General features: G+C 70.0%; 15 protein-coding genes, 1 tRNA gene and 1 pseudogene. 10 read left to right on the forward strand and 7 right to left on the reverse strand.

All coding sequences use genetic code 11. The annotated features are described in order from the left end of the window. Positions 1-111: 111 nt before the first annotated feature. The 5 genes from AC27LF_RS11980 to rpmH are packed head-to-tail and all read right to left on the reverse strand — an operon-like array spanning position 112 to position 2,798. Positions 112-624 carry a Jag family protein gene (locus tag AC27LF_RS11980; RefSeq protein WP_479656927.1) on the reverse strand — a complete coding sequence of 171 codons (513 nt, stop codon included), beginning with the start codon at positions 622-624 and terminating at the stop codon, positions 112-114. 15 nt (positions 625-639) lie between these two features. After that, positions 640-1,902: a membrane protein insertase YidC gene (gene yidC / locus AC27LF_RS11985; RefSeq protein WP_479656928.1), complete on the reverse strand. Its 1,263-nt coding sequence runs from the start codon at positions 1,900-1,902 to the stop codon at positions 640-642. A 3-nt stretch (positions 1,903-1,905) separates the two neighbouring features. Further along, positions 1,906-2,271 (reverse strand): membrane protein insertion efficiency factor YidD, encoded by a 366-nt coding sequence (yidD, locus tag AC27LF_RS11990; RefSeq protein ID WP_388705432.1) that lies wholly within the window; start codon positions 2,269-2,271, stop codon positions 1,906-1,908. Continuing rightward, positions 2,268-2,639: a ribonuclease P protein component gene (gene rnpA, locus AC27LF_RS11995; RefSeq protein WP_479656929.1), complete on the reverse strand. Its 372-nt coding sequence runs from the start codon at positions 2,637-2,639 to the stop codon at positions 2,268-2,270. The genes yidD and rnpA overlap by 4 nt, the downstream gene beginning before the upstream one ends. Positions 2,640-2,660: 21 nt before the next feature. After that, complete coding sequence (rpmH, locus tag AC27LF_RS12000) at positions 2,661-2,798, reverse strand: 50S ribosomal protein L34 (RefSeq protein WP_003956500.1); 138 nt, start codon at positions 2,796-2,798, stop codon at positions 2,661-2,663. 375 nt (positions 2,799-3,173) lie between these two features. Between rpmH and dnaA the strand changes: the two genes are divergently transcribed. Next, on the forward strand, positions 3,174-5,114 hold the full coding sequence (gene dnaA, locus AC27LF_RS12005; RefSeq protein ID WP_479656930.1) for a chromosomal replication initiator protein DnaA: 1,941 nt from the start codon (positions 3,174-3,176) through the stop codon (positions 5,112-5,114). A gap of 164 nt (positions 5,115-5,278) precedes the next feature. Here dnaA and AC27LF_RS12010 read toward each other — a convergent pair whose 3' ends face one another. Beyond that, on the reverse strand, positions 5,279-5,464 hold the full coding sequence (locus AC27LF_RS12010) for a hypothetical protein (protein ID WP_479656931.1): 186 nt from the start codon (positions 5,462-5,464) through the stop codon (positions 5,279-5,281). Between the two features lie 840 nt (positions 5,465-6,304). Between AC27LF_RS12010 and dnaN the strand changes: the two genes are divergently transcribed. From dnaN to AC27LF_RS12055, 9 genes are all read left to right on the forward strand, one after another. Beyond that, positions 6,305-7,435 carry a DNA polymerase III subunit beta gene (dnaN, locus tag AC27LF_RS12015; RefSeq protein WP_479656932.1) on the forward strand — a complete coding sequence of 377 codons (1,131 nt, stop codon included), beginning with the start codon at positions 6,305-6,307 and terminating at the stop codon, positions 7,433-7,435. Positions 7,436-7,578: 143 nt separating this feature from the next. Further along, positions 7,579-8,454, forward strand: coding sequence for a phosphogluconate dehydrogenase (NAD(+)-dependent, decarboxylating) (gene gnd / locus AC27LF_RS12020; protein WP_479656933.1), 876 nt, complete (start codon positions 7,579-7,581; stop codon positions 8,452-8,454). A 52-nt stretch (positions 8,455-8,506) separates the two neighbouring features. Beyond that, the gene (gene recF / locus AC27LF_RS12025; protein ID WP_479656934.1) at positions 8,507-9,664 is read left to right on the forward strand and encodes a DNA replication/repair protein RecF; all 1,158 of its coding nucleotides are present in this window, start codon (positions 8,507-8,509) and stop codon (positions 9,662-9,664) included. Further along, positions 9,661-10,203 (forward strand): DciA family protein, encoded by a 543-nt coding sequence (locus AC27LF_RS12030; RefSeq protein WP_479656935.1) that lies wholly within the window; start codon positions 9,661-9,663, stop codon positions 10,201-10,203. The genes recF and AC27LF_RS12030 overlap by 4 nt, the downstream gene beginning before the upstream one ends. A gap of 464 nt (positions 10,204-10,667) precedes the next feature. Next, positions 10,668-12,731 carry a DNA topoisomerase (ATP-hydrolyzing) subunit B gene (gyrB, locus tag AC27LF_RS12035; protein WP_479656936.1) on the forward strand — a complete coding sequence of 688 codons (2,064 nt, stop codon included), beginning with the start codon at positions 10,668-10,670 and terminating at the stop codon, positions 12,729-12,731. A 42-nt stretch (positions 12,732-12,773) separates the two neighbouring features. Then, entirely contained in the window at positions 12,774-15,371 is a 2,598-nt protein-coding gene (gene gyrA, locus AC27LF_RS12040) for a DNA gyrase subunit A (RefSeq protein WP_479656937.1), read from the forward strand. 18 nt (positions 15,372-15,389) lie between these two features. Next, the gene (locus AC27LF_RS12045) at positions 15,390-16,208 is read left to right on the forward strand and encodes a DUF3566 domain-containing protein (RefSeq protein WP_479656938.1); all 819 of its coding nucleotides are present in this window, start codon (positions 15,390-15,392) and stop codon (positions 16,206-16,208) included. A gap of 134 nt (positions 16,209-16,342) precedes the next feature. Further along, a tRNA-Ile gene (locus AC27LF_RS12050) sits at positions 16,343-16,419 on the forward strand. A gap of 152 nt (positions 16,420-16,571) precedes the next feature. Continuing rightward, positions 16,572-16,889, forward strand: coding sequence for a hypothetical protein (locus AC27LF_RS12055; RefSeq protein ID WP_479656939.1), 318 nt, complete (start codon positions 16,572-16,574; stop codon positions 16,887-16,889). Between the two features lie 260 nt (positions 16,890-17,149). On the opposite strand, the pseudogene AC27LF_RS12060 reads toward AC27LF_RS12055, so the two are convergent. After that, positions 17,150-20,530, reverse strand: a pseudogene (locus AC27LF_RS12060) (WD40 repeat domain-containing protein); the annotation flags it as partial. Positions 20,531-20,619 lie beyond the last annotated feature (89 nt).

The raw sequence follows: 20,619 nt of genomic DNA on the forward strand, positions 1-20,619 counted from the left end.
GACCGTCCTTCCGTACAGCGCCGACGCCGTGCGCCGACCACAGAACCACCAGGCTGACAAAGTTCGGCCCCGTCTGGGCGACAGACGGGGCCGGTGAAACGTAGGGGCCGATCAGGCGGGCAGCACGACGACGAACCGCTGTGGTTCCTCGCCCTCGGACTCGCTGCGCAGCCCCGCGGCCTTGACCGCGTCGTGCACGACCTTGCGCTCGAAGGGGGTCATCGGCTTGAGCTTGACGGGCTCGCCGGTGTTCTTGACGTCGGCGGCGGCCTTGGCGCCCAGCTCGGAGAGCTCGGCGCGCTTCTTGGCGCGGTAGCCCGCGATGTCCAGCATCAGCCGGCTGCGGTCCCCGGTCTCCCGGTGCACGGCCAGGCGGGTCAGCTCCTGCAGGGCTTCCAGCACCTCGCCGTCACGGCCGACCAGCTTCTGCAGATCGCGGCTGCCCGTGTCGCTGATGATCGACACGGAGGCGCGGTCCGCTTCGACGTCCATGTCGATGTCGCCGTCGAGGTCGGCGATGTCGAGCAGACCCTCAAGATAGTCCGCCGCGATCTCACCCTCCTGCTCCAGGCGGGTCAGGGTGTCTGCACCCTCGGCAGCGGCGGAGGTGGTGCCTTCCGTCACGGGATGGACTCCTTCTTACTTCTTGGACGGGGACTTGGGCCGCTGTGAACCCTTGCGCTGACCGGACTGGGCCTTGCTGCGGGTGCCGGCGCCCGGCTGCCGGGCCTGCTTGGCTGCGGGCTTGGCGTCCTGCGGCTGTTCGGACTTGTTCAGCGACGTGGTCGGCGCGGCGTCGTCGGCCTGCTTCGAGGTGCCGGACTGGCGCTGGGCCTTGGTCTGCCGCTTGGGCTGCTGGCGCTTGGGAGCGGTGGTGGCCACGCCGCCCTCGGCCTCGGCGACGGCCTGGCTCTCGCTCTTGATGACGGAGCCGTCGCTCTGTGCGGCGAGGCCCGCCTTGGTCAGGCCGTTGATGAACTTGCGCTCGTGCTCGTTGCGGTCGCGGCCCTTGGTGACGATCGCCTTGACGATGGCCTTCTCGCTGCGCCGGCGGACCTTGCCGTGGTGCGTGACGTGCTTGGTCAGGCGCTCCAGGTAGGCGGCCTGGGCCTTGGAACCCGGGGTCGGGTTGTTGTGGATCACGTACATCTGCTGGCCCATGGTCCACACGTTGGTGGTCAGCCAGTAGACGAGGACACCGACGGGGAAGTTGATGCCGAAGACGGCGAACATGACCGGGAAGATGTACATCAGCATCTTCTGCTGCTGCATGAACGGCGTCTTCACCGTGGTGTCGACGTTCTTCGTCATCAGCTGGCGCTGCGTGTAGAACTGCGACGCCGACATGAGGACGATCATGATCGCGGTGACGACACGGACGTCGGTCAGCGAGGCACCGAGCGCGGCGACCTTGTCCGAGCTGTCGGTGAACTTCGCGGCCAGCGGGGCGCCGACGATGTGCGCCTTCTGGGCGCTGGCGAGCAGCTGGTCGTTGATGACGCCGATGGTCTTGCCCGACGCGATGCCGTTGAGCACGTGGTACAGGGCGAAGAAGAACGGGGACTGCGCCAGGATGGGAAGGCACGAGGAGAGCGGGTTGGTGCCCGACTCCTTGTACAGCTTCATCATCTCTTCGGACTGACGCTGCTTGTCGTTCTTGTAGCGCTCCTGGATCTTCTTCATCTCGGGCTGGAGCGTCTGCATGGCCCGGGTCGCCTTGATCTGCTTCACGAAGAGCGGGATCAGGCAGATGCGGATCAGAATCACCAAGGACACGATCGACAGGCCCCAGGCCCACCCGGTGTCAGGGCCGAAGATGGCGCCGTACACCGTGTGGAACTGGACGATGACCCAGGAAACGGGTGTGGTGATAAAGCTGAAGAGGCTGGCAATCGTGTCCACTAATCATGCTCCTTGGGCATGGGACGAGGTCTCTGCGGCCGGGCTTGAGGGAAGACCGGAGGGGAGCTTCGCCTCGGTGGCCGGTTCGGCGGCGGAGGGCCCGCCCTTGCGTGCGCGCCAGGCGCTGCGCAGCATTTCGTGCCACCGCGGGCGCTTGCGCGGCGGGACATGGTCCACACCGCCGAGCGACCACGGATTGCACCGGAGGATGCGCCAGGCAGTCAGTGCCGTGCCCTTGATCGCACCGTGCCGGTCGATGGCCGTGTAGCCGTAGTGGGAACACGACGGGTAGTACTTGCACACCGGCCCGAGCAGCGGACTGATGGTCCACTGGTAGAGCTTGATCAGAGCCAGTAGCGGGTACTTCATCGCGCGCCCCCTCCCAGCAGCCGCCCCACGGCGGCATCCAGGTCTCGGGCCAGCTGTGCATGGTCTGCGTCACCCGATCCGGGTAGCGCTCGTACGACTACCAGGCTACCGGGGGGGAACAGGGCGACTCGATCACGCATCAGATGGCGAAGTCTGCGCTTCACTTTGTTGCGCACGACGGCACCGCCCACGGCCTTGCTGACGACGAAACCCGCACGCGTCGGGGGAGCGCTCTCCCCAGGCGCGTGCGGGTCCGTGGCACCGCTACGAAGATGGACGACGAGGAGCGGGCGTCCGGCCCGGCGCCCCCGTCGTACCGCGGTCGCGAAGTCCTCGCGCCGCCTCAGCCGGTTCTCGGTGGGCAGCACGACGTCATGACCTGACCGGGATCAGGCGGACAGACGGGCGCGACCCTTGCTACGGCGGGACGCGAGAATCGCGCGGCCGGCACGGGTGCGCATACGCAGCCGGAAGCCGTGGGTCTTCGCGCGACGACGGTTGTTCGGCTGGAAGGTGCGCTTGCTCACTCGGGGGCTCCAGAAAGAATCGGTAGTGGCGGGGTGCCGTCCTGGCTGTCACCGTGCGCCCACGAGTAGCTCGCAGTGACGCCCGAGTGCACCGCTTACCGGTCACCTGACGTGACCTGTGCCCATCGGAGGCAGGCGGCAGCAGCCATCGACAACTCGACCTGGTTACGGTACGCGCGGCTACGCCATCCGGTCAAACCCGGGGTCACGCAGAGACACTATCCACAGGCTGGGGACAACAACTTGAACCGCACCCGCCGCGCTGACTACCGTGACTGGACTCCGATTCGTTCCCTTGTCCCCCGCACCACCCCTTTTAGATCCCGACCCGTCCCACAACCACACGTTCGTGGGACCTGCGAGAGAGCGTGCCCTGTGGCTGACGTACCTGCCGATCTTGCCGCAGTGTGGCCACGCGTACTGGAGCAACTCCTCGGGGAGGGCCGCGGCCAGGGTGTGGAGGCGAAGGACGAGCACTGGATCCGGCGGTGCCAGCCGCTCGCCCTGGTCGCGGACACCGCGCTGCTCGCCGTGCCGAACGAATTCGCCAAAGGCGTGCTGGAGGGCCGGCTGGCGCCGATCGTCAGCGAGACCCTGAGCCGGGAGTGCGGCCGCCCGATCCGCATCGCCATCACCGTCGACGAGTCCGCGGGCGAGCCGCCGGGGCCCCCCGCGCCTCGGCGCGCGGCCGAGGAGACCGCGGCGACGGTGCCGAAGTCCCGCTACGAGGAGCCCGAACTGCCGTCGGCCCCGTACGAGGGGTACGGCCGGCACCGGGCCGAACAGTTGCCGGGCACCGAGACCGCCACCAGGCCGGACCGGCTCCCCGCCCCCCGTCCCGCCTATCCGTCCGAGTACCAGCGGCCCGAGCCCGGCGCCTGGCCGCGGTCCGGCCAGGACGAGTACGGCTGGCAGCAGCCGCGGCTCGGCTTCCCGGAGCGTGACCCGTACGCGTCGCCGCCGCAGGACTCCTACGGTTCGTCGGCGCGTGACGCCTATGCGTCGCCGGACTCCTACGCCTCGGGGCAGGACGCGTACGGCGCCGGGCAGGACTACCGCCCGCAGGGCATGGAGCGCCCGCCGTACGAGCGGCAGCGCTCCGGTTACGAAGGATCACGCCCCGACTACGACCAGCGGGACCCGGCCCGGCGCGAGCTGCCGGACCCGTCGGCCGGCACCGGCCAGGTGCACCGCGGCGGTCCCGTGGGCCCGAACCTGCCGACGACGGGTGCCCCCGGGCCGCTGGCCGCCCAGCCCGCGCCGGCGACCGGTCCGGGCGAGCCGACGGCACGGCTGAACCCGAAGTACCTCTTCGACACGTTCGTCATCGGCGCGTCCAACCGCTTCGCGCACGCGGCCGCGGTCGCGGTCGCCGAGGCGCCGGCGAAGGCGTACAACCCCCTTTTCATCTACGGGGAGTCGGGGCTCGGCAAGACGCATCTGCTGCATGCCATCGGGCACTACGCGCGCAGCCTCTACCCGGGCACGCGCGTGCGGTACGTCAGCTCCGAGGAGTTCACCAACGAGTTCATCAACTCCATCCGCGACGGCAAGGGCGACAGCTTCCGCAAGCGCTACCGCGAGATGGACATCCTTCTTGTGGACGACATCCAGTTCCTCGCGGACAAGGAGTCGACGCAGGAGGAGTTCTTCCACACCTTCAACACGCTCCACAACGCGAACAAGCAGATCGTGCTCTCCAGTGACCGGCCGCCCAAGCAGTTGGTCACCCTGGAGGACCGGCTGCGCAACCGCTTCGAGTGGGGTCTGATCACCGACGTCCAGCCGCCGGAGCTGGAGACCCGCATCGCGATCCTGCGCAAGAAGGCGGTGCAGGAGCAGCTGAACGCGCCGCCCGAGGTGCTGGAGTTCATCGCCTCCCGGATCTCCCGCAACATCCGCGAGCTGGAGGGCGCTCTCATCCGGGTGACGGCGTTCGCCTCGCTCAACCGGCAGCCGGTCGATCTGGGCCTGACGGAGATCGTCCTCAAGGATCTGATTCCCGGCGGGGAGGACACCGCCCCCGAGATCACCGCGACGGCCATCATGGCGGCGACCGCCGACTACTTCGGTCTCACGGTCGAGGATCTGTGCGGCACCTCGCGCGGTCGTGCCCTGGTCACCGCCCGGCAGATCGCCATGTATCTGTGCCGGGAGCTGACCGATCTGTCACTGCCGAAGATCGGCGCCCAGTTCGGCGGGCGCGACCACACGACGGTGATGCACGCCGACCGCAAGATCCGCGCGCTGATGGCGGAGCGCCGCTCCATCTACAACCAGGTCACCGAGCTGACCAACCGCATCAAAAACGGCTGACACGGGCCCCAGCGCGGCACTCGGCGCCCTCGGGACAGACCCCGGGGGCGCCTTTCCATGTCTCCGGCACACGACCGGACCGCGGCCAGGGCGCGACTGGCACGCGGCCGGGACGTGGCTGGGCCTCTGGGCTCGGGACACGGCCGGCCCACGGCCGCAGGCCGTCAGAACACCGTCGCTGCTTCGAGGAGTTCGACGGGCCGATGTCCCGCTCCATCAGCGGCGAGGGCGAGCTGGACGCACGGCATCTGCCTGCCGTTGCCGCCCGGCACGAGGCGGCCCGGTCGCTGGTCGGCGTTGGCGGTGGGGGGGGTCGGCGGCGGGCCGGTGCAGGAGGTCGGCCGTGGCACCGGGCGGCGACGGTGGCCGTCCACAGGTCCGGCTCGGCAGTGGGCGGAGTCGGGCAGCCGATGCCCGCCGGTCACCGCGTGTTCGATTACCCGCCGGGTTACGGCCGCTCTCCACAGATTCGGTGACTTTCTTCCATCCACATCCTGGGGAGAGCCGAGTTGTCCAGAACGTATCCACAGCCCGGCCCGGTGAAGGAGCATCGAGGCAGGTCACCCGGCTGTGGATTAGTGGACAAAAGATCTCCACAGACTGTGGACAAAGCCGAGATCCACAGGCTGTGCACGGAGTTGTCCACCGTCGGCCCACAGGCTGGGGCCGGTTGTCCCCAGCGATCCCGGGCTTCTCCACATCCCTGTCCACTGTTCGGCAACACGACGCACCCGATCACCGCGTCGAGTGAAAGGCGTCACACCAAGGTGCCGGATTGGGGTGTGGGAAACCTGGGTAAACCTGGGGACGCAGCTGGGGAGAAGTGGCCTCAGGCTGTGGGTGGGGTGTGCAGAACTTCTTGTTCTCCACAGAGACCCCTGGTTGTCCACCGCCTCCGCCCACAGGGCCCGTGGACAAAATTTCCGCGCTGAGCAGGGCAAACGTGGTTATCCACGGTATCCACAGGCCCTACTACTACTCCCAACCAGAGAGAGAGCGGAATCCGTTTCGAAGCGGGGCCTGTGCACAACTCGGCCTCTCGTGCCCGACCGCCCCCCGGCACGACTTGACCCCGACGGGCACCTACTGTCAGTGCGGTGCGTCAGACTGGTCGTCGGTGTTCTTCCCCACCCATGGGGCAGTGACACCGGGTCGTAGGACTCAGTAGCAACAGCAGGAGGCGGCTTACGGTGAAGATCCGGGTGGAACGCGACGTACTCGCGGAGGCAGTGGCCTGGGCGGCACGCAGCCTCCCGGCCCGTCCGCCGGCGCCTGTCCTCGCCGGCCTCCTCCTGAAGGCCGAGGACGGCCAGCTGAGCCTGTCCAGCTTCGACTACGAGGTCTCCGCGCGCGTGAGCGTCGAGACGGAGGTCGAGGAGGAGGGCACGGTCCTCGTCTCCGGCCGCCTGCTCGCCGACATCTGCCGCGCCCTGCCCAACCGCCCGGTGGAGATTTCCACAGACGGTGTACGGGCGACGGTGGTCTGCGGCTCCTCCCGGTTCACCCTCCACACCCTGCCTGTGGAGGAGTACCCGGCCCTGCCGCAGATGCCGAACGCCACGGGCACGGTCCCCGGCGAGGTCTTCGCCTCCGCCGCCGCACAGGTCGCCATCGCGGCCGGACGCGACGACACGCTGCCCGTCCTGACCGGTGTGCGCATCGAGATCGAGGGCGACACCGTCACGCTGGCCTCCACCGACCGCTACCGCTTCGCGGTCCGCGAGTTCCTGTGGAAGCCCGAGAACCCGGACGCCTCCGCGGTCGCCCTGGTGCCCGCCAAGACCCTCCTGGACACCGCGAAGGCGCTGACCAGCGGCGACAGCGTGACGCTCGCCCTGTCCGGCTCCGGTTCCGGCGAGGGCCTGATCGGTTTCGAGGGCGCGGGCCGGCGGACGACCACCCGCCTGCTGGAGGGCGACCTCCCGAAGTACCGCACGCTGTTCCCGACGGAGTTCAACTCGGTCGCCGTGATCGAGACCGCCCCCTTCGTGGAGGCCGTCAAGCGCGTCGCCCTGGTCGCCGAGCGCAACACCCCGGTGCGGCTCAGCTTCGAGCAGGGCGTGCTCATCCTGGAGGCCGGCTCCAGCGACGACGCACAGGCTGTGGAAAGGGTCGACGCGCAACTGGAGGGCGACGACATCTCCATCGCCTTCAACCCGACGTTCCTGCTCGACGGTCTGAGCGCCATCGACTCGCCGGTGGCGCAGCTGTCGTTCACGACGTCCACGAAGCCCGCGCTGCTCAGCGGCAGGCCCGCGGTGGACGCCGAGGCGGACGATGCCTACAAGTACCTGATCATGCCGGTGCGCCTCAGCGGCTGACCGTCCGTACCGGCAAAGCCCCAGGTGAGGGGCGTACGCATGAGCGCGTAGGCCCACAGCTGTGCATGACGGCCCGGGTTTAGGCTCGGACGCGGGTACGCACGTGCCCCTTACGTCACACAGCAACCGAAGGACAGCAACTGATGGAGCTCGGTCTCGTCGGCCTCGGCAAGATGGGCGGCAACATGCGCGAGCGGATCCGCCGCGCGGGCCACACCGTCATCGGATACGACCGCAACGCGGACCTCGCGGATGTCCACAGCCTGGAAGAACTTGTGGGCAAACTCTCCGGCCCGCGGGTGGTCTGGGTGATGGTCCCGGCCGGCGAGCCCACCCAGTCCACCATCGACGAGCTGGCCGGTCTGCTGGAGCCCGGTGACGTCGTCGTGGACGGCGGCAACTCCCGCTGGACGGACGACGAGAAGCACGCCGAGGAACTGGCCGCCAAGGGCATAGGCTTCGTCGACTGCGGTGTCTCCGGCGGCGTCTGGGGCCTGGAGAACGGCTATGCGCTGATGTACGGCGGCGACCCGGAGCATGTCGCCAGGGCGCAGCCGGTCTTCGACGCGCTCAAGCCGGAGGGCGACTTCGGTTCGGTGCACGCCGGCCGGGTCGGCGCGGGCCACTTCGCGAAGATGGTCCACAACGGCATCGAATACGCGATGATGCAGGCGTACGCGGAGGGCTGGGAGCTTCTTGAGAAGGTCGACTCCGTCACGGACGTGCGTGAGGTCTTCCGCTCCTGGCAGCAGGGGACGGTCATCCGTTCCTGGCTCCTGGACCTCGCGGTGAACGCCCTCGACGAGGACGAGCACCTGGCCGGGCTCAAGGGTTATGCACAGGACTCCGGCGAGGGCCGGTGGACCGTGGAAGCCGCCATAGACCACGCGGTGCCGCTGCCCGCGATCACCGCGTCGCTGTTCGCCCGGTTCGCCTCGCGGCAGGACGACTCGCCGCAGATGAAGATGATCGCGGCGCTGCGGAACCAGTTCGGCGGCCACGCGGTCGAGAAGAAGTGATCCACAGGGCCGTCCTTCGGTCCACAACATTGGGGGAGGTCGGCGAACGACCATGCACGTCACGCATCTCTCGCTGGCCGACTTCCGCTCGTACGCCCGGGTCGAGGTCCCGCTGGACCCGGGCGTCACCGCCTTCGTCGGCCCCAACGGGCAGGGCAAGACGAACCTCGTCGAGGCGATCGGCTATCTCGCCACCCTCGGCAGCCACCGCGTCGCCTCGGACGCCCCCCTGGTCCGCGTGGGGGCCGAGCGCGCGATCATCCGGGCCCAGGTCAGACAGGGCGAGCGGCAGCAACTGGTCGAGCTGGAGCTGAACCCCGGCAAGGCCAACCGCGCCCGCGTCAACCGGTCCGCGCAGGTCCGGCCCCGGGACGTGCTGGGCATCGTACGGACCGTGCTGTTCGCGCCCGAGGACCTGGCGCTGGTCAAGGGCGACCCCGGGGAGCGGCGCCGCTTCCTGGACGAGCTGATCACCGCCCGCGCGCCGCGCATGGCCGGCGTGCGCTCCGACTACGAGCGGGTCCTCAAGCAGCGCAACACCCTGTTGAAATCGGCCGCGCTGGCCCGCAGGCACGGCGGCCGGGTGGGGGCACCTCCCGGGCGAGCGAATTCGAGCCTGGGGGCGGACCTGTCCACGCTCGACGTCTGGGACCAGCACCTCGCGCGCGCGGGCGCCGAACTGCTCGCCCAGCGCCTCGACCTGATCGCCGCGATCGAGCCGCTGGCCGACAAGGCGTACGAGCAACTGGCCCCCGGGGGCGGTCCCGTGGCCCTGGAGTACAAGCCGTCCGCGCCCGGCGAGGCCCACACGCGCGAGGAGCTGTACGGGCAGTTGACGGCCGCGCTCGCCGAGGCGCGCAAGCAGGAGATCGAGCGGGGCGTGACCCTCGTCGGGCCGCACCGGGACGACGTGATCCTCAAACTCGGCCGGCTGCCCGCCAAGGGCTACGCCTCGCACGGCGAGTCCTGGTCCTGTGCGCTGGCGCTGCGTCTGGCCTCGTACGACCTGCTCCGCTCGGAGGGCAACGAACCGGTGCTGGTCCTGGACGACGTCTTCGCCGAGCTGGACGCCCGGCGGCGGGAGCGGCTGGCCGAACTGGTCGCGCCCGGCGAGCAGGTCCTGGTGACCGCCGCGGTCGACGACGACGTACCGGACGTCCTGTCCGGGGCCCGGTACGCGGTGTCCGACGGGAGGGTGGAGCGCGTATGAGCACCGACGAGCCGGCCCCGGCGCGGCCCCAGCGGTCCCCCGAGCCCTCGGGCGTCGACCTCGCGCGCGTGGCGCTGCGCGCGGCGAAGGAGGCGGCACGCGCGCGTGGGGACGCGGCGCGGCAGAAGAAGCAGGCGCGGCGCGGGGGGCTGCGCTCCGGCGCGCGCGCCGACGGCCGCGACCCGATGGCGCTGGGCGCCGCCATCAAGCGGTTGATCACCGAGCGCGGCTGGGAGGCGCCCGCCGCGGTGGGCGGGGTCATGGGCCGCTGGCCGCAGATCGTCGGCGACGACCTCGCCAAGCACTGCGTGCCGCAGCGCTACGACGAGGACGAGCGCGTCCTGTCCGTGCAGTGCGACTCCACGGCGTGGGCGACGCAGCTGCGGCTGCTCGCGCCGACGCTGGTCGCCCGCCTCAACGAAGACCTGGGGCACGGCACCGTGAAGCTGATCAAGGTGCACGGTCCGGGCGGCACCGCCCGTCGCTACGGCCCCCTGCGCGCCCCGGGCAGCACGGGCCCCGGCGACACCTATGGGTGACCGGCTCCTCACCGAGGGGGACGCTCACAGGCCCGTCGGGCGGGGCCGCGACGGGCGGGCCGATCAGGTGACCGACCTCACATCTTTGCTGGTGGGGAGCCTGTGTCGGGCTCCCGTGAGGAGGTCCGACGGGGTATCGCGCGCGGACGTGTGTGGCGAGCTGACCCTGGAGTAGCCAGGGGTTGACAGCCGGAAGCGCTGAGTGGCGCTGTGAGCCTCTTGGAGCCCCCTTCCGTATATCGGGACCCGGCCGAGACCGGTTGAGGGCGGCACATGGGGACTCAGGTACCGGCAAACCCCCATCACTGTCGGCGCTACCGGTAGACTGGAGCCGATCCCGCCCCCGAACGTGGGGACCGTCCGGGAAAAAGCTGAGCAACGCTGAATCAAGGCTTACCAACGCAACATGCCGCAGCCGCTCCGGCAACCCTCCCCCGGAGGGGGCACCCCCAGGAGCCTGGCTCGTGCTGTGCCAGAAAGGGCGCTTCGTGGCCGATTCCGGCAACCCCAACGAGAACATCCCGTCCACCGACGCCGGCGCGAACGGCGAGGTCACCGCCTCGTACGACGCCAGCGCGATCACCGTGCTTGAGGGTCTGGACGCGGTTCGCAAGCGACCCGGTATGTACATCGGCTCGACCGGCGAGCGCGGTCTGCACCACCTGGTGTACGAGGTCGTCGACAACTCGGTCGACGAGGCGCTGGCCGGGCACGCGGACACGATCGACGTGACGATCCTGGCCGACGGCGGCGTCCGCGTCGTCGACAACGGCCGTGGCATCCCGGTCGGCATCGTCCCCTCCGAGGGCAAGCCGGCCGTCGAGGTCGTGCTGACCGTGCTGCACGCGGGCGGCAAGTTCGGCGGCGGCGGCTACGCGGTCTCCGGCGGTCTGCACGGCGTCGGCGTCTCCGTCGTCAACGCCCTGTCGAGCAAGGTGTCGGTCGAGGTCAGGACCGACGGCCGGCGGTGGACGCAGGACTACAAGATGGGCGTGCCGACGGCCCCGCTCGCCGAGCACGAGCAGACCGACGAGACCGGCACCTCGGTCACCTTCTGGGCCGACCCGGACATCTTCGAGACCACCGACTACTCCTTCGAGACGCTCTCGCGGCGCTTCCAGGAGATGGCGTTCCTCAACAAGGGCCTGACCATCCGGCTCACCGACGAGCGCGAGTCGGCGAAGGCCACCTCGGGCGCCGACGAGGCGGGCGCCGACGAGAAGGACGAGGTCAAGTCGGTCACGTACCACTACGAGGGCGGCATCGTCGACTTCGTGAAGTACCTCAACTCCCGCAAGGGAGACGTGGTGCACCCCACCGTCATCGACCTGGAGGCCGAGGACAAGGACAAGAGCCTGTCCCTTGAGGTCGCGATGCAGTGGAACAGCGGCTACAGCGAGGGCGTGTACTCCTTCGCCAACATCATCCACACCCATGAGGGCGGCACCCACGAGGAGGGCTTCCGGGCGGCCCTGACCTCGCTGATCAACAAGTACGCGCGCGACAAGAAGCTGCTGCGCGAGAAGGACGACAACCTCACGGGCGACGACATCCGCGAGGGCCTGACCGCGATCATCTCGGTCAAGCTGAGCGAGCCGCAGTTCGAGGGACAGACGAAGACCAAGCTGGGCAACACGGAGGCCAAGACCTTCGTGCAGAAGGCCGTCTACGAACACCTCAACGACTGGCTGGACCGCAACCCCAACGAAGCCTCGGACATCATCCGCAAGGGCATCCAGGCGGCCACCGCGCGCGTGGCGGCCCGCAAGGCCCGCGACCTGACCCGCCGCAAGGGCCTGCTGGAGACCGCGTCCCTGCCGGGTAAACTGGCGGACTGCCAGTCGAACGACCCGGCCAAGTGCGAGATCTTCATCGTCGAGGGCGACTCCGCCGGCGGTTCGGCCAAGTCCGGCCGCAACCCGCAGTACCAGGCGATCCTTCCGATCCGCGGCAAGATCCTCAACGTCGAGAAGGCCAGGATCGACAAGATCCTTCAGAACCAGGAGATCCAGGCGCTGATCTCCGCCTTCGGCACGGGCGTGCACGAGGACTTCGACATCGACAAGCTCCGCTATCACAAGATCATCCTGATGGCGGACGCCGACGTCGACGGCCAGCACATCAACACCCTGCTGCTGACCTTCCTCTTCCGCTTCATGCGGGACCTCGTGGAGCGCGGCCATGTGTATCTCTCCCGGCCCCCGCTCTACAAGATCAAGTGGGGCCGTGAGGACGCCGAGTACGCGTACTCCGACCGCGAGCGCGACGCCCTCATCGAGCTGGGCCGCCAGCGCGGCAAGCGCATCAAGGAGGACTCGATCCAGCGCTTCAAGGGCCTCGGCGAGATGAACGCCGAGGAACTGCGCGTGACGACGATGGACATCGACCACCGGGTCCTCGGCAAGGTCACCCTCGACGACGCCGCCCAGGCCGACGACCTGTTCTCGGTCCTGATGGGCGAGGACGTCGAGGCCCGCCGCCAGTTCATCCAGCGCAACGCCAAGGACGTCCGCTTCCTCGACATCTGAGTCGGTCTCAGCTGACCGCACCGGGAAGGATCTTCACCAGCAATGGCCGACGAGAACACCCCAGTCACGCCCGAGGCCGAGGGCGGCGACACCACCATGCGCATCGAGCCCGTCGGGCTTGAGACGGAGATGCAGCGCTCGTACCTGGACTACGCGATGTCCGTCATCGTGTCCCGCGCGCTGCCCGACGTCCGCGACGGTCTCAAGCCCGTCCACCGCCGCGTCCTGTACGCCATGTACGACGGCGGCTACCGGCCCGAACGCGGCTTCTACAAGTGCGCCCGCGTCGTCGGCGACGTCATGGGCAACTACCACCCCCACGGCGACAGTTCGATCTACGACGCGCTGGTCCGCCTGGCCCAGCCGTGGGCGATGCGCATGCCGCTCGTCGACTCCAACGGCAACTTCGGCTCCCCGGGCAACGACCCGGCGGCCGCCATGCGCTACACCGAGTGCAAGATGGCGCCGCTGTCGATGGAGATGGTCCGCGACATCGACGAGGAGACCGTCGACTTCACGGACAACTACGACGGCCGCTCCCAGGAGCCCACCGTCCTGCCCTCGCGCTTCCCGAACCTGCTGATCAACGGCTCGGCGGGCATCGCGGTCGGCATGGCGACCAACATCCCGCCGCACAACCTGCGCGAGGTCGCGGCCGGCGCCCAGTGGTGCCTGGAGAACCCGGACGCCTCGCACGAGGAACTGCTCGACGCGCTCATCGAGCGCATCAAGGGCCCGGACTTCCCGACCGGCGCCCTGGTGGTGGGCCGCAAGGGCATCGAGGAGGCGTACCGCACCGGGCGCGGCTCGATCACCATGCGCGCGGTCGTCGAGGTCGAGGAGATCCAGAACCGCCAGTGCCTGGTGGTCACCGAGCTGCCGTACCAGGTCAACCCGGACAACCTGGCGCAGAAGATCGCCGACCTGGTGAAGGACGGCAAGGTCGGCGGCATCGCGGACGTGCGTGACGAGACGTCCTCGCGCACCGGCCAGCGCCTGGTGATCGTCCTCAAGCGGGACGCGGTCGCCAAGGTCGTCCTGAACAACCTGTACAAGCACACCGACCTGCAGACGAACTTCGGCGCCAACATGCTGGCGCTGGTCGACGGCGTGCCGCGGACCCTGTCCCTGGACGCGTTCATCCGGCACTGGGTGACGCACCAGATCGAGGTCGTCGTCCGCCGTACCCGCTTCCGGCTGCGCAAGGCGGAGGAGCGGGCGCACATCCTGCGTGGCCTGCTGAAGGCCCTGGACGCCATCGACGAGGTCATCGCGCTGATCCGGCGCAGTGCGACCGTCGAGGTGGCCCGCAGCGGCCTGATGGATCTCCTGGAGATCGACGAGATCCAGGCGAACGCCATCCTTGAGATGCAGCTGCGCCGACTGGCCGCCCTGGAGCGCCAGAAGATCGTCCAGGAGCACGACGAACTCCAGGCGAAGATCAACGAGTACAACGAGATCCTTGCCTCGCCGGTCCGCCAGCGCGGCATCGTCAGCGAGGAACTGGCGGCGATCGTCGAGAAGTACGGCGACGACCGCAAGACCATGCTGGTGCCCTACGACGGCGACATGTCCATCGAGGACCTGATCGCCGAGGAGGACATCGTCGTCACCGTCTCGCGCGGCGGCTATGTCAAGCGCACGAAGACGGACGACTACCGGGCGCAGAAGCGCGGCGGCAAGGGCGTGCGCGGCACGAAGCTGAAGGAAGACGACATCGTCGACCACTTCTTCGTCTCCACCACGCACCACTGGCTGCTGTTCTTCACCAACAAGGGCCGGGTGTACCGGGCCAAGGCGTACGAACTGCCGGACGCCGGCCGGGACGCGCGCGGGCAGCATGTCGCGAACCTGCTGGCGTTCCAGCCGGACGAGTCGATCGCCGAGATCCTGGCGATCCGCGACTACGAGGCGGCGCCGTATCTGGTCCTCGCCACCAAGGCGGGTCTGGTCAAGAAGACGCCTCTGAAGGATTACGATTCGCCCCGCTCCGGCGGTGTCATCGCGATCAACCTGCGGGAGCGGGAGGACGGGTCCGACGACGAACTGATCGGGGCCGAGCTGGTGTCGTCGGACGACGATCTGCTTCTGATCAGCAAGAAGGCGCAATCGATCAGGTTCACCGCCTCGGACGACACCCTGCGGCCGATGGGCCGGGCCACCTCGGGCGTCAAGGGCATGAGCTTCCGCGAGGGCGACGAGCTTCTGTCGATGAATGTTGTTCGACCCGGTACGTTCGTGTTCACTGCCACGGACGGTGGGTACGCGAAGCGGACCGCCGTCGACGAGTACCGCGTCCAGGGCCGCGGTGGCCTCGGCATCAAGGCCGCCAAGATCGTGGAGGACCGCGGCTCGCTCGTCGGCGCGCTGATCGTCGAGGAGAGTGACGAGATCCTCGCCATCACCCTGTCCGGCGGTGTGATTCGTACGCGAGTCAGCGAGGTCAGGGAGACGGGCCGTGACACCATGGGCGTCCAACTGATCAACCTGGGCAAGCGCGATGCCGTCGTCGGTATCGCACGTAACGCCGAGGCGGGGCGCGAGGCGGAGGAAGTCGACGGTGACGTGGCCGTGGACGAGATCGCCGAGGACGCCGCGACCGCCGGCACGGACGAGGGTGAGGCGCCCTCGGCCGAGTAGCACGAGGAGTGTGTCATCGTGAGCGGAGCCACGGGCGCCGGTTCGGTCGGTACCCCGACCGGCAACGATTCCGGTAAGGGGACGGGCGACGGCGGCCGTGGCTCCGCCGCGGGCGGCGCGAACGCGACGGATCCGCACACGACCAATCTGAAGCCGGTCAAGTCGCCCGCGACCGACCCGCACTCGCCCGACTCTCATGGATCCCAGGGGGGAACTGTGACGGACACCCGAGGCCCGCAGACCCAGCACTACGGCGCTGGAGCGGGCCCGGCCGCTCCCGGCGCCCAGCAGTCGGCCCAGCCCCCGGCAGGGGAGGCGCACGGTGCCTCGCCGCTGCCGGGCGAGCGACGGCAGCAGCAGCCCGCCGGGCCCTACCACCCGCCGCAGGCCTACCCGGCGCAGACCGCGTCCGGGTCGGGAGCCGGAGCCGTGCGCCGGCCGCGCACCGGCGCGCGCACCACGCCCCGCACCCGCAAGGCGCGGCTGCGCGTGGCCAAGGCCGACCCGTGGTCGGTGATGAAGGTCAGCTTTCTGCTCTCCATCGCACTCGGCATCTGCACGATCGTCGCGTCCGCGGTGCTGTGGATGGTCCTGGACGCGATGGGCGTCTTCTCGACCGTCGGCGGCACCATCTCGGAGGCGACGGGATCGAACGAGGCGAACGGCTTTGACCTGCAAGCCTTCCTGTCGCTTCCGCATGTGCTGATGTTCACGACGATCATCGCGGTCATCGACGTCGTCCTCGCGACGGCGCTGGCCACGCTCGGCGCGTTCATCTACAACCTCTCCGCCGGCTTCGTCGGGGGTGTGGAGCTGACGCTGGCGGAGGACGAGTAGGGCGGGTGGCCTACCGCGCCGTGACGCCTGCCAAACCTCTGCCGTGCGGCCTGCGACAACCGATTTTGGGACTGCCCCGGTCGTGCGCTAATCTTCAGGAGTCAGCGCGCGGGACACACACCGCAGAGCGCGGCGGGGCTATAGCTCAGTTGGTTAGAGCGCATCCCTGATAAGGATGAGGCCACAGGTTCAAATCCTGTTAGCCCCACCAGTGAGAAGACCCTCAACCGATCATGGTTGGGGGTCTTTGTGTTGGGTGAATTCCCGGAGTGGGGCAGCGGGGCGTATGGGGCTAGCGTGGAAGAGGGGCGAAGAGGGACATCGAGCGGATGCCCGGCACCGGCCGATGAAACGGAACGAGACATGACCGCGCAAGCAAGCAGGACAGATCCCGGCGCCGCGCGGGCCGGCGCGCCGGTTCCGATCAAGAGGTCCCATGGGGCGCGCGCCGCAGCCGAGCACGTCGTCTCGGACAATTCGGTGTCCGTCCGCGTGGGCGACCTGCGGGTCGAACTGCCGCCCAAGGACCAGCTCGCTTTCCTCGCGGGGCTCGGCTTCCTCACGGCGCTCGAACTCATCGAGTGGCCGGTCGCGCTCGCCATAGGGGTCGGGCATGAACTGGCCCGCAGCCGCCATGGCAAAGTGCTGCGCGAATTCGGCCAGGCCCTGGAAGAAGCATGACCCGCCCAGCGGGCCCCGGGAGGACTCCGCTGCCGACCGGACCCTTTGCCGGCCCCGCTCGCCGAGGGGGCGTCCTTGCGGTGCCGTCACGCTGGGCGGCTTTGGGCGGTGGGGGTTCGGGAGGGCTCGACCGCTGGCGACGGGGGATGCGTCAGCGGTCGAGCTATGGCCAAGGGTAACAAGGGTGGTCGGTCCGCGGGAGCCAACTGTTGGACAGCGGGCGGGAGCTGTGATCTGTATCACGCGCCCCTGTGGGGTCGTCAGCGGTCGCACGGGGGGTCGTACGAGAGCCGCGGCAGGTACTCGTGCCACTTCTCCCGGGTCAGCACCCCCCGGGTCGTCGCGCAGATGTGGCGGATGGCCCGGTCGACGTCCAGGTTCCACAGCCGTACGGTGTCGGCGCCGCTCGACACTCCCAGCATGCGGCTGTTGGGGCTGAACGCGAGGAAGTTGCCGGTCTTGGCGTTCGGGCTCAGCGACTGGCCGATCGGGGACGCCTGGGACGGGTGCGCGACGTCCCACAGCCGTACGGTGTTGTCGTTGCCGCCGCTGGCCAGGGTGTCGCCGTTCTGGCTGAACGTCAGCGAGACGACCGCCTCGGTGTGGCCGGTGAGCGGCGTGTCCAGCGCGGTGGGCCCGCCGGGGTCGCCGATGTCCCACAGCCGTACCGTGTCGTCGTCGCTGCCGCTGGCCAGGGTCCGGCCGTCGGGGCTGTAGGCGAGCGTGTTGACCGGGCCGAGGTGCCCCGCCAGGGGGCCGCCGACGGGCGCGGCGCGACGCGGGTCGGCCACGTTCCACAGCCGTACGGTGCCGTCCGCGCTGCCGCTGGCCAGGGTGCGGCCGTCGGGGGCGAACACGAGGGAGTTGACGTAGCCCTTGTGGCCGGTGAGGGGCTTGCCGAGCGGCACCGGGTCGGCCGGGTCGCTGACGTCCCACAGGCGGATGGTGCGGTCGTCGTAGGCCGTGGCCAAGGTGCGTCCGTCCGGCGTGAAGCCCAGGGCGTTGGGGCCGGTGAAGCGGGTCCGCAGGGTGAGCGGCGCGCCGTAGGGGACGGGCCGGTAGGGGTCGGAGACGTTCCACAGCTGTAGCGAGCGGTTTCCCATCCGCACCGCGAGGACACGGCCGTCGGAGGAGAACGCCAGGGTGCGCACGTCGCCGTCGCCCGGCATGAAGGGCTCGGACAGCAGCGTGGGCCGGCCCGGGTCGGCGATGTTCCACAGCCGGACCTTTCCGTCGCGTGCGGCCGTGGCCAGCACATGCCCGTCCCGCCGGAACGCGCCGATGCGGCCGATCATGTCCGAGGTCGGCAGCGCCCACAGCCGGACCTTGCTGTCGCCGCTGCCGGTGGCGAGGGTCCGCCCGTCGGGGCTGAACCCCAGCGCGTACATCTCGCCGCTGCCGCCGGACAGGGGCTCGCCGACCTGGGACGGATAGGCCGGGTCACTGACGTTCCACAGGGTTGCGGTGCTGTCCGCGCTGGCCGCGGCGAGCACGGTGCCGTCCGGGCTGAAGGCCACCGACCACACGGGGCCGGTGTGCCCGGTGAGCGGGGTGCCGAGCGGCGCCGCGCGGCGCGGATCGGCCACGTCCCAAAGGCGTACGGTGTCGTCCGCGCTGCCGCTGGCGAGGGTGCGCCCGTCCGGGCTGAACGCCACGGAGTGCACCGTCGTGGTGTGCCCCGTCAGCGGCGTGCCGAGCCGGGCCGGCCGGCGCGGATCGGTCATGTCCCACAGCCTGATCGAGCCGTCGTCCGCGCCCGCGGCCAGCGTCCGTCCGCCGGGGCCGAAGGCCACGGAACGGACGGCGTGGGTGTGCCCCGTCAGGGCGCCCAGCGGCTTCGGCCGGCCCGGGTCGCGTACGTCCCACAGCCGTACGACGTGCCGGTCGGTGGCCGCGGCCAGGGTCCGGCCGTCCGGGCTGAAGGCGACCAGGTAGACGGTGCCGTCGTGCCCGTTCAGCGGGGTGCCGAGCGCCCGCGGGCGGCGCGGGGAGGTGACGTTCCACAGGCGTACGGTGCCGTCGTCGGAGGCGCTGGCGAGCGTGCGGCCGTCCGGGCTGAAGACGGCGCTGCTCACCCAGCTGGAGTGGCCGGTGAGGGGCTTGCCGAGCGGCCTGGGGCGGGTCCGGTCCGTCACGTCCCACAGCCGTACGGTCCGGTCGTAGCTGGCGGTGGCCAGGACATCGCCCTTCGGGCTGAACGAGGTGAGGTAGACGGCGCCGGTGTGGCCGAGCAGCGGCGTGGCCAGCGGGGCGTTCACGATCGAGATCAGCCGGTTGTTGGCGCCCTCGTCGCCCGGCCGGAGGCGGTGCGCCACGAGATCGAGCTGGGCGGACAGCGACGGATCCGTGTACTGGACGCGATCGGCCTCGGCGACCACCTGCTCGAACACCGCGTCGTTGCGCTGCTGCCAGGCGATCACCGCCGAGCCGACCGCCAGGACCGCGAGGACCACCAGGGCCGACACCGCGCCCCTGCTGATCCGCACCGTGCGCTTGCGCAGCCTGACCGAGGCGGCCAGGAACTCCGCCGCGCTCCGGGTCAGGGAGGTGTCACCGGCGGACGCCGCCCAGGCGCGGGCCTGCTCCAGCCGGGAACCCCGGTAGAGCAGCGACGCGTCGCGGTTCGAGCCCTCCCAGGCCCGGCCGTCCTCCTCCAGGCGCTGGCGCAGCAGATTGCCCTGCCGGTCCTCGTCGATCCAGTCACGCAGCCGCGGCCAGGCGTGCAGCAGCGCCTCATGGGTGATCTCGACGGTGTCCGCGTCGAGCGTCACCAGCCGGGCGCGGACGAGCGCTTCGAGCGATTCCTCCGTACCGTCCGGGTCCGTCGACTCCTCGGCCAGCTGGCGCCGCGTGCCCCGCCTGCGGGTGGCCTGGGTGTCCTCGCCCAGCCGGACCAGCCTGAGCAGCAGCAGCCGGGCCGCCGTACGCGCCTCCGGGTCGAGGCCGGACCAGGCGCGCTCGGCGGTCGCCGCCACCGCGCCCTGGATGCCGCCCGCCGCGCGGTAGCCGGCCAGCGTGAGCCTGCCCGCCTTGCGCCGCTGCCAGGTGGCGAGCAGCGCGTGGGAGAGGAGCGGGAGGACGCCCGCGTCGTGCGCGCCGCGGGGGCCGTCCGCGCTGACCTCGCGGAGGATCAGCTCGGCGAGGCCCGGTTCGAGTTCCAGGCCCACCGCCTTGGCCGGGCCGGTCACGGCCTCGCGCAGCTCGGTGGCGGTCAGCGGGCCGAGCACCATGTGCCGGTGCTGGAGCGCGTCGGCCAGTTCGGGATAGCCGAGGCACTGCTCGTAGAAGTCGGCGCGTATGCCGAGGACGACGAGTACGGGGGCCGGGGCGTCCGGTCCGGCGGGGGTGCAGGCGGCGTGCAGGACGCGGATGAAGGCGCGCCGGTCCGTCTCGTGGGCGCAGAGGGTGAACGCCTCCTCGAACTGGTCCACGACGACCACCGGGCGGGCGGTGCCGGGTGCCTCGCGCTCCGCCCAGGCGGCGACGGCCTCGCCGACCGCCTGGGCGAACCTTGGGTCACCGGGCTCCTCGGGCGCCCGCGCGGGGTGCGCCGCGGCCGGCAGGAGCGGGGTCAGCTCGGGGATGCGGCGGGTCAGTTCCGCGAGGGGGTCGCTTCCCGGCACGAGCGAGAGCACCAGCCGCCGGGGGCGGTCGGCTGGGTGTGGGTCTTGGGCGGGGGGTCGGGGTTCCGTGAGGGGTTGGTCTTGAGCGGGGGGTCGGGTCTGGCCGT

The organism is Streptomyces diversicolor (assembly GCF_057537855.1).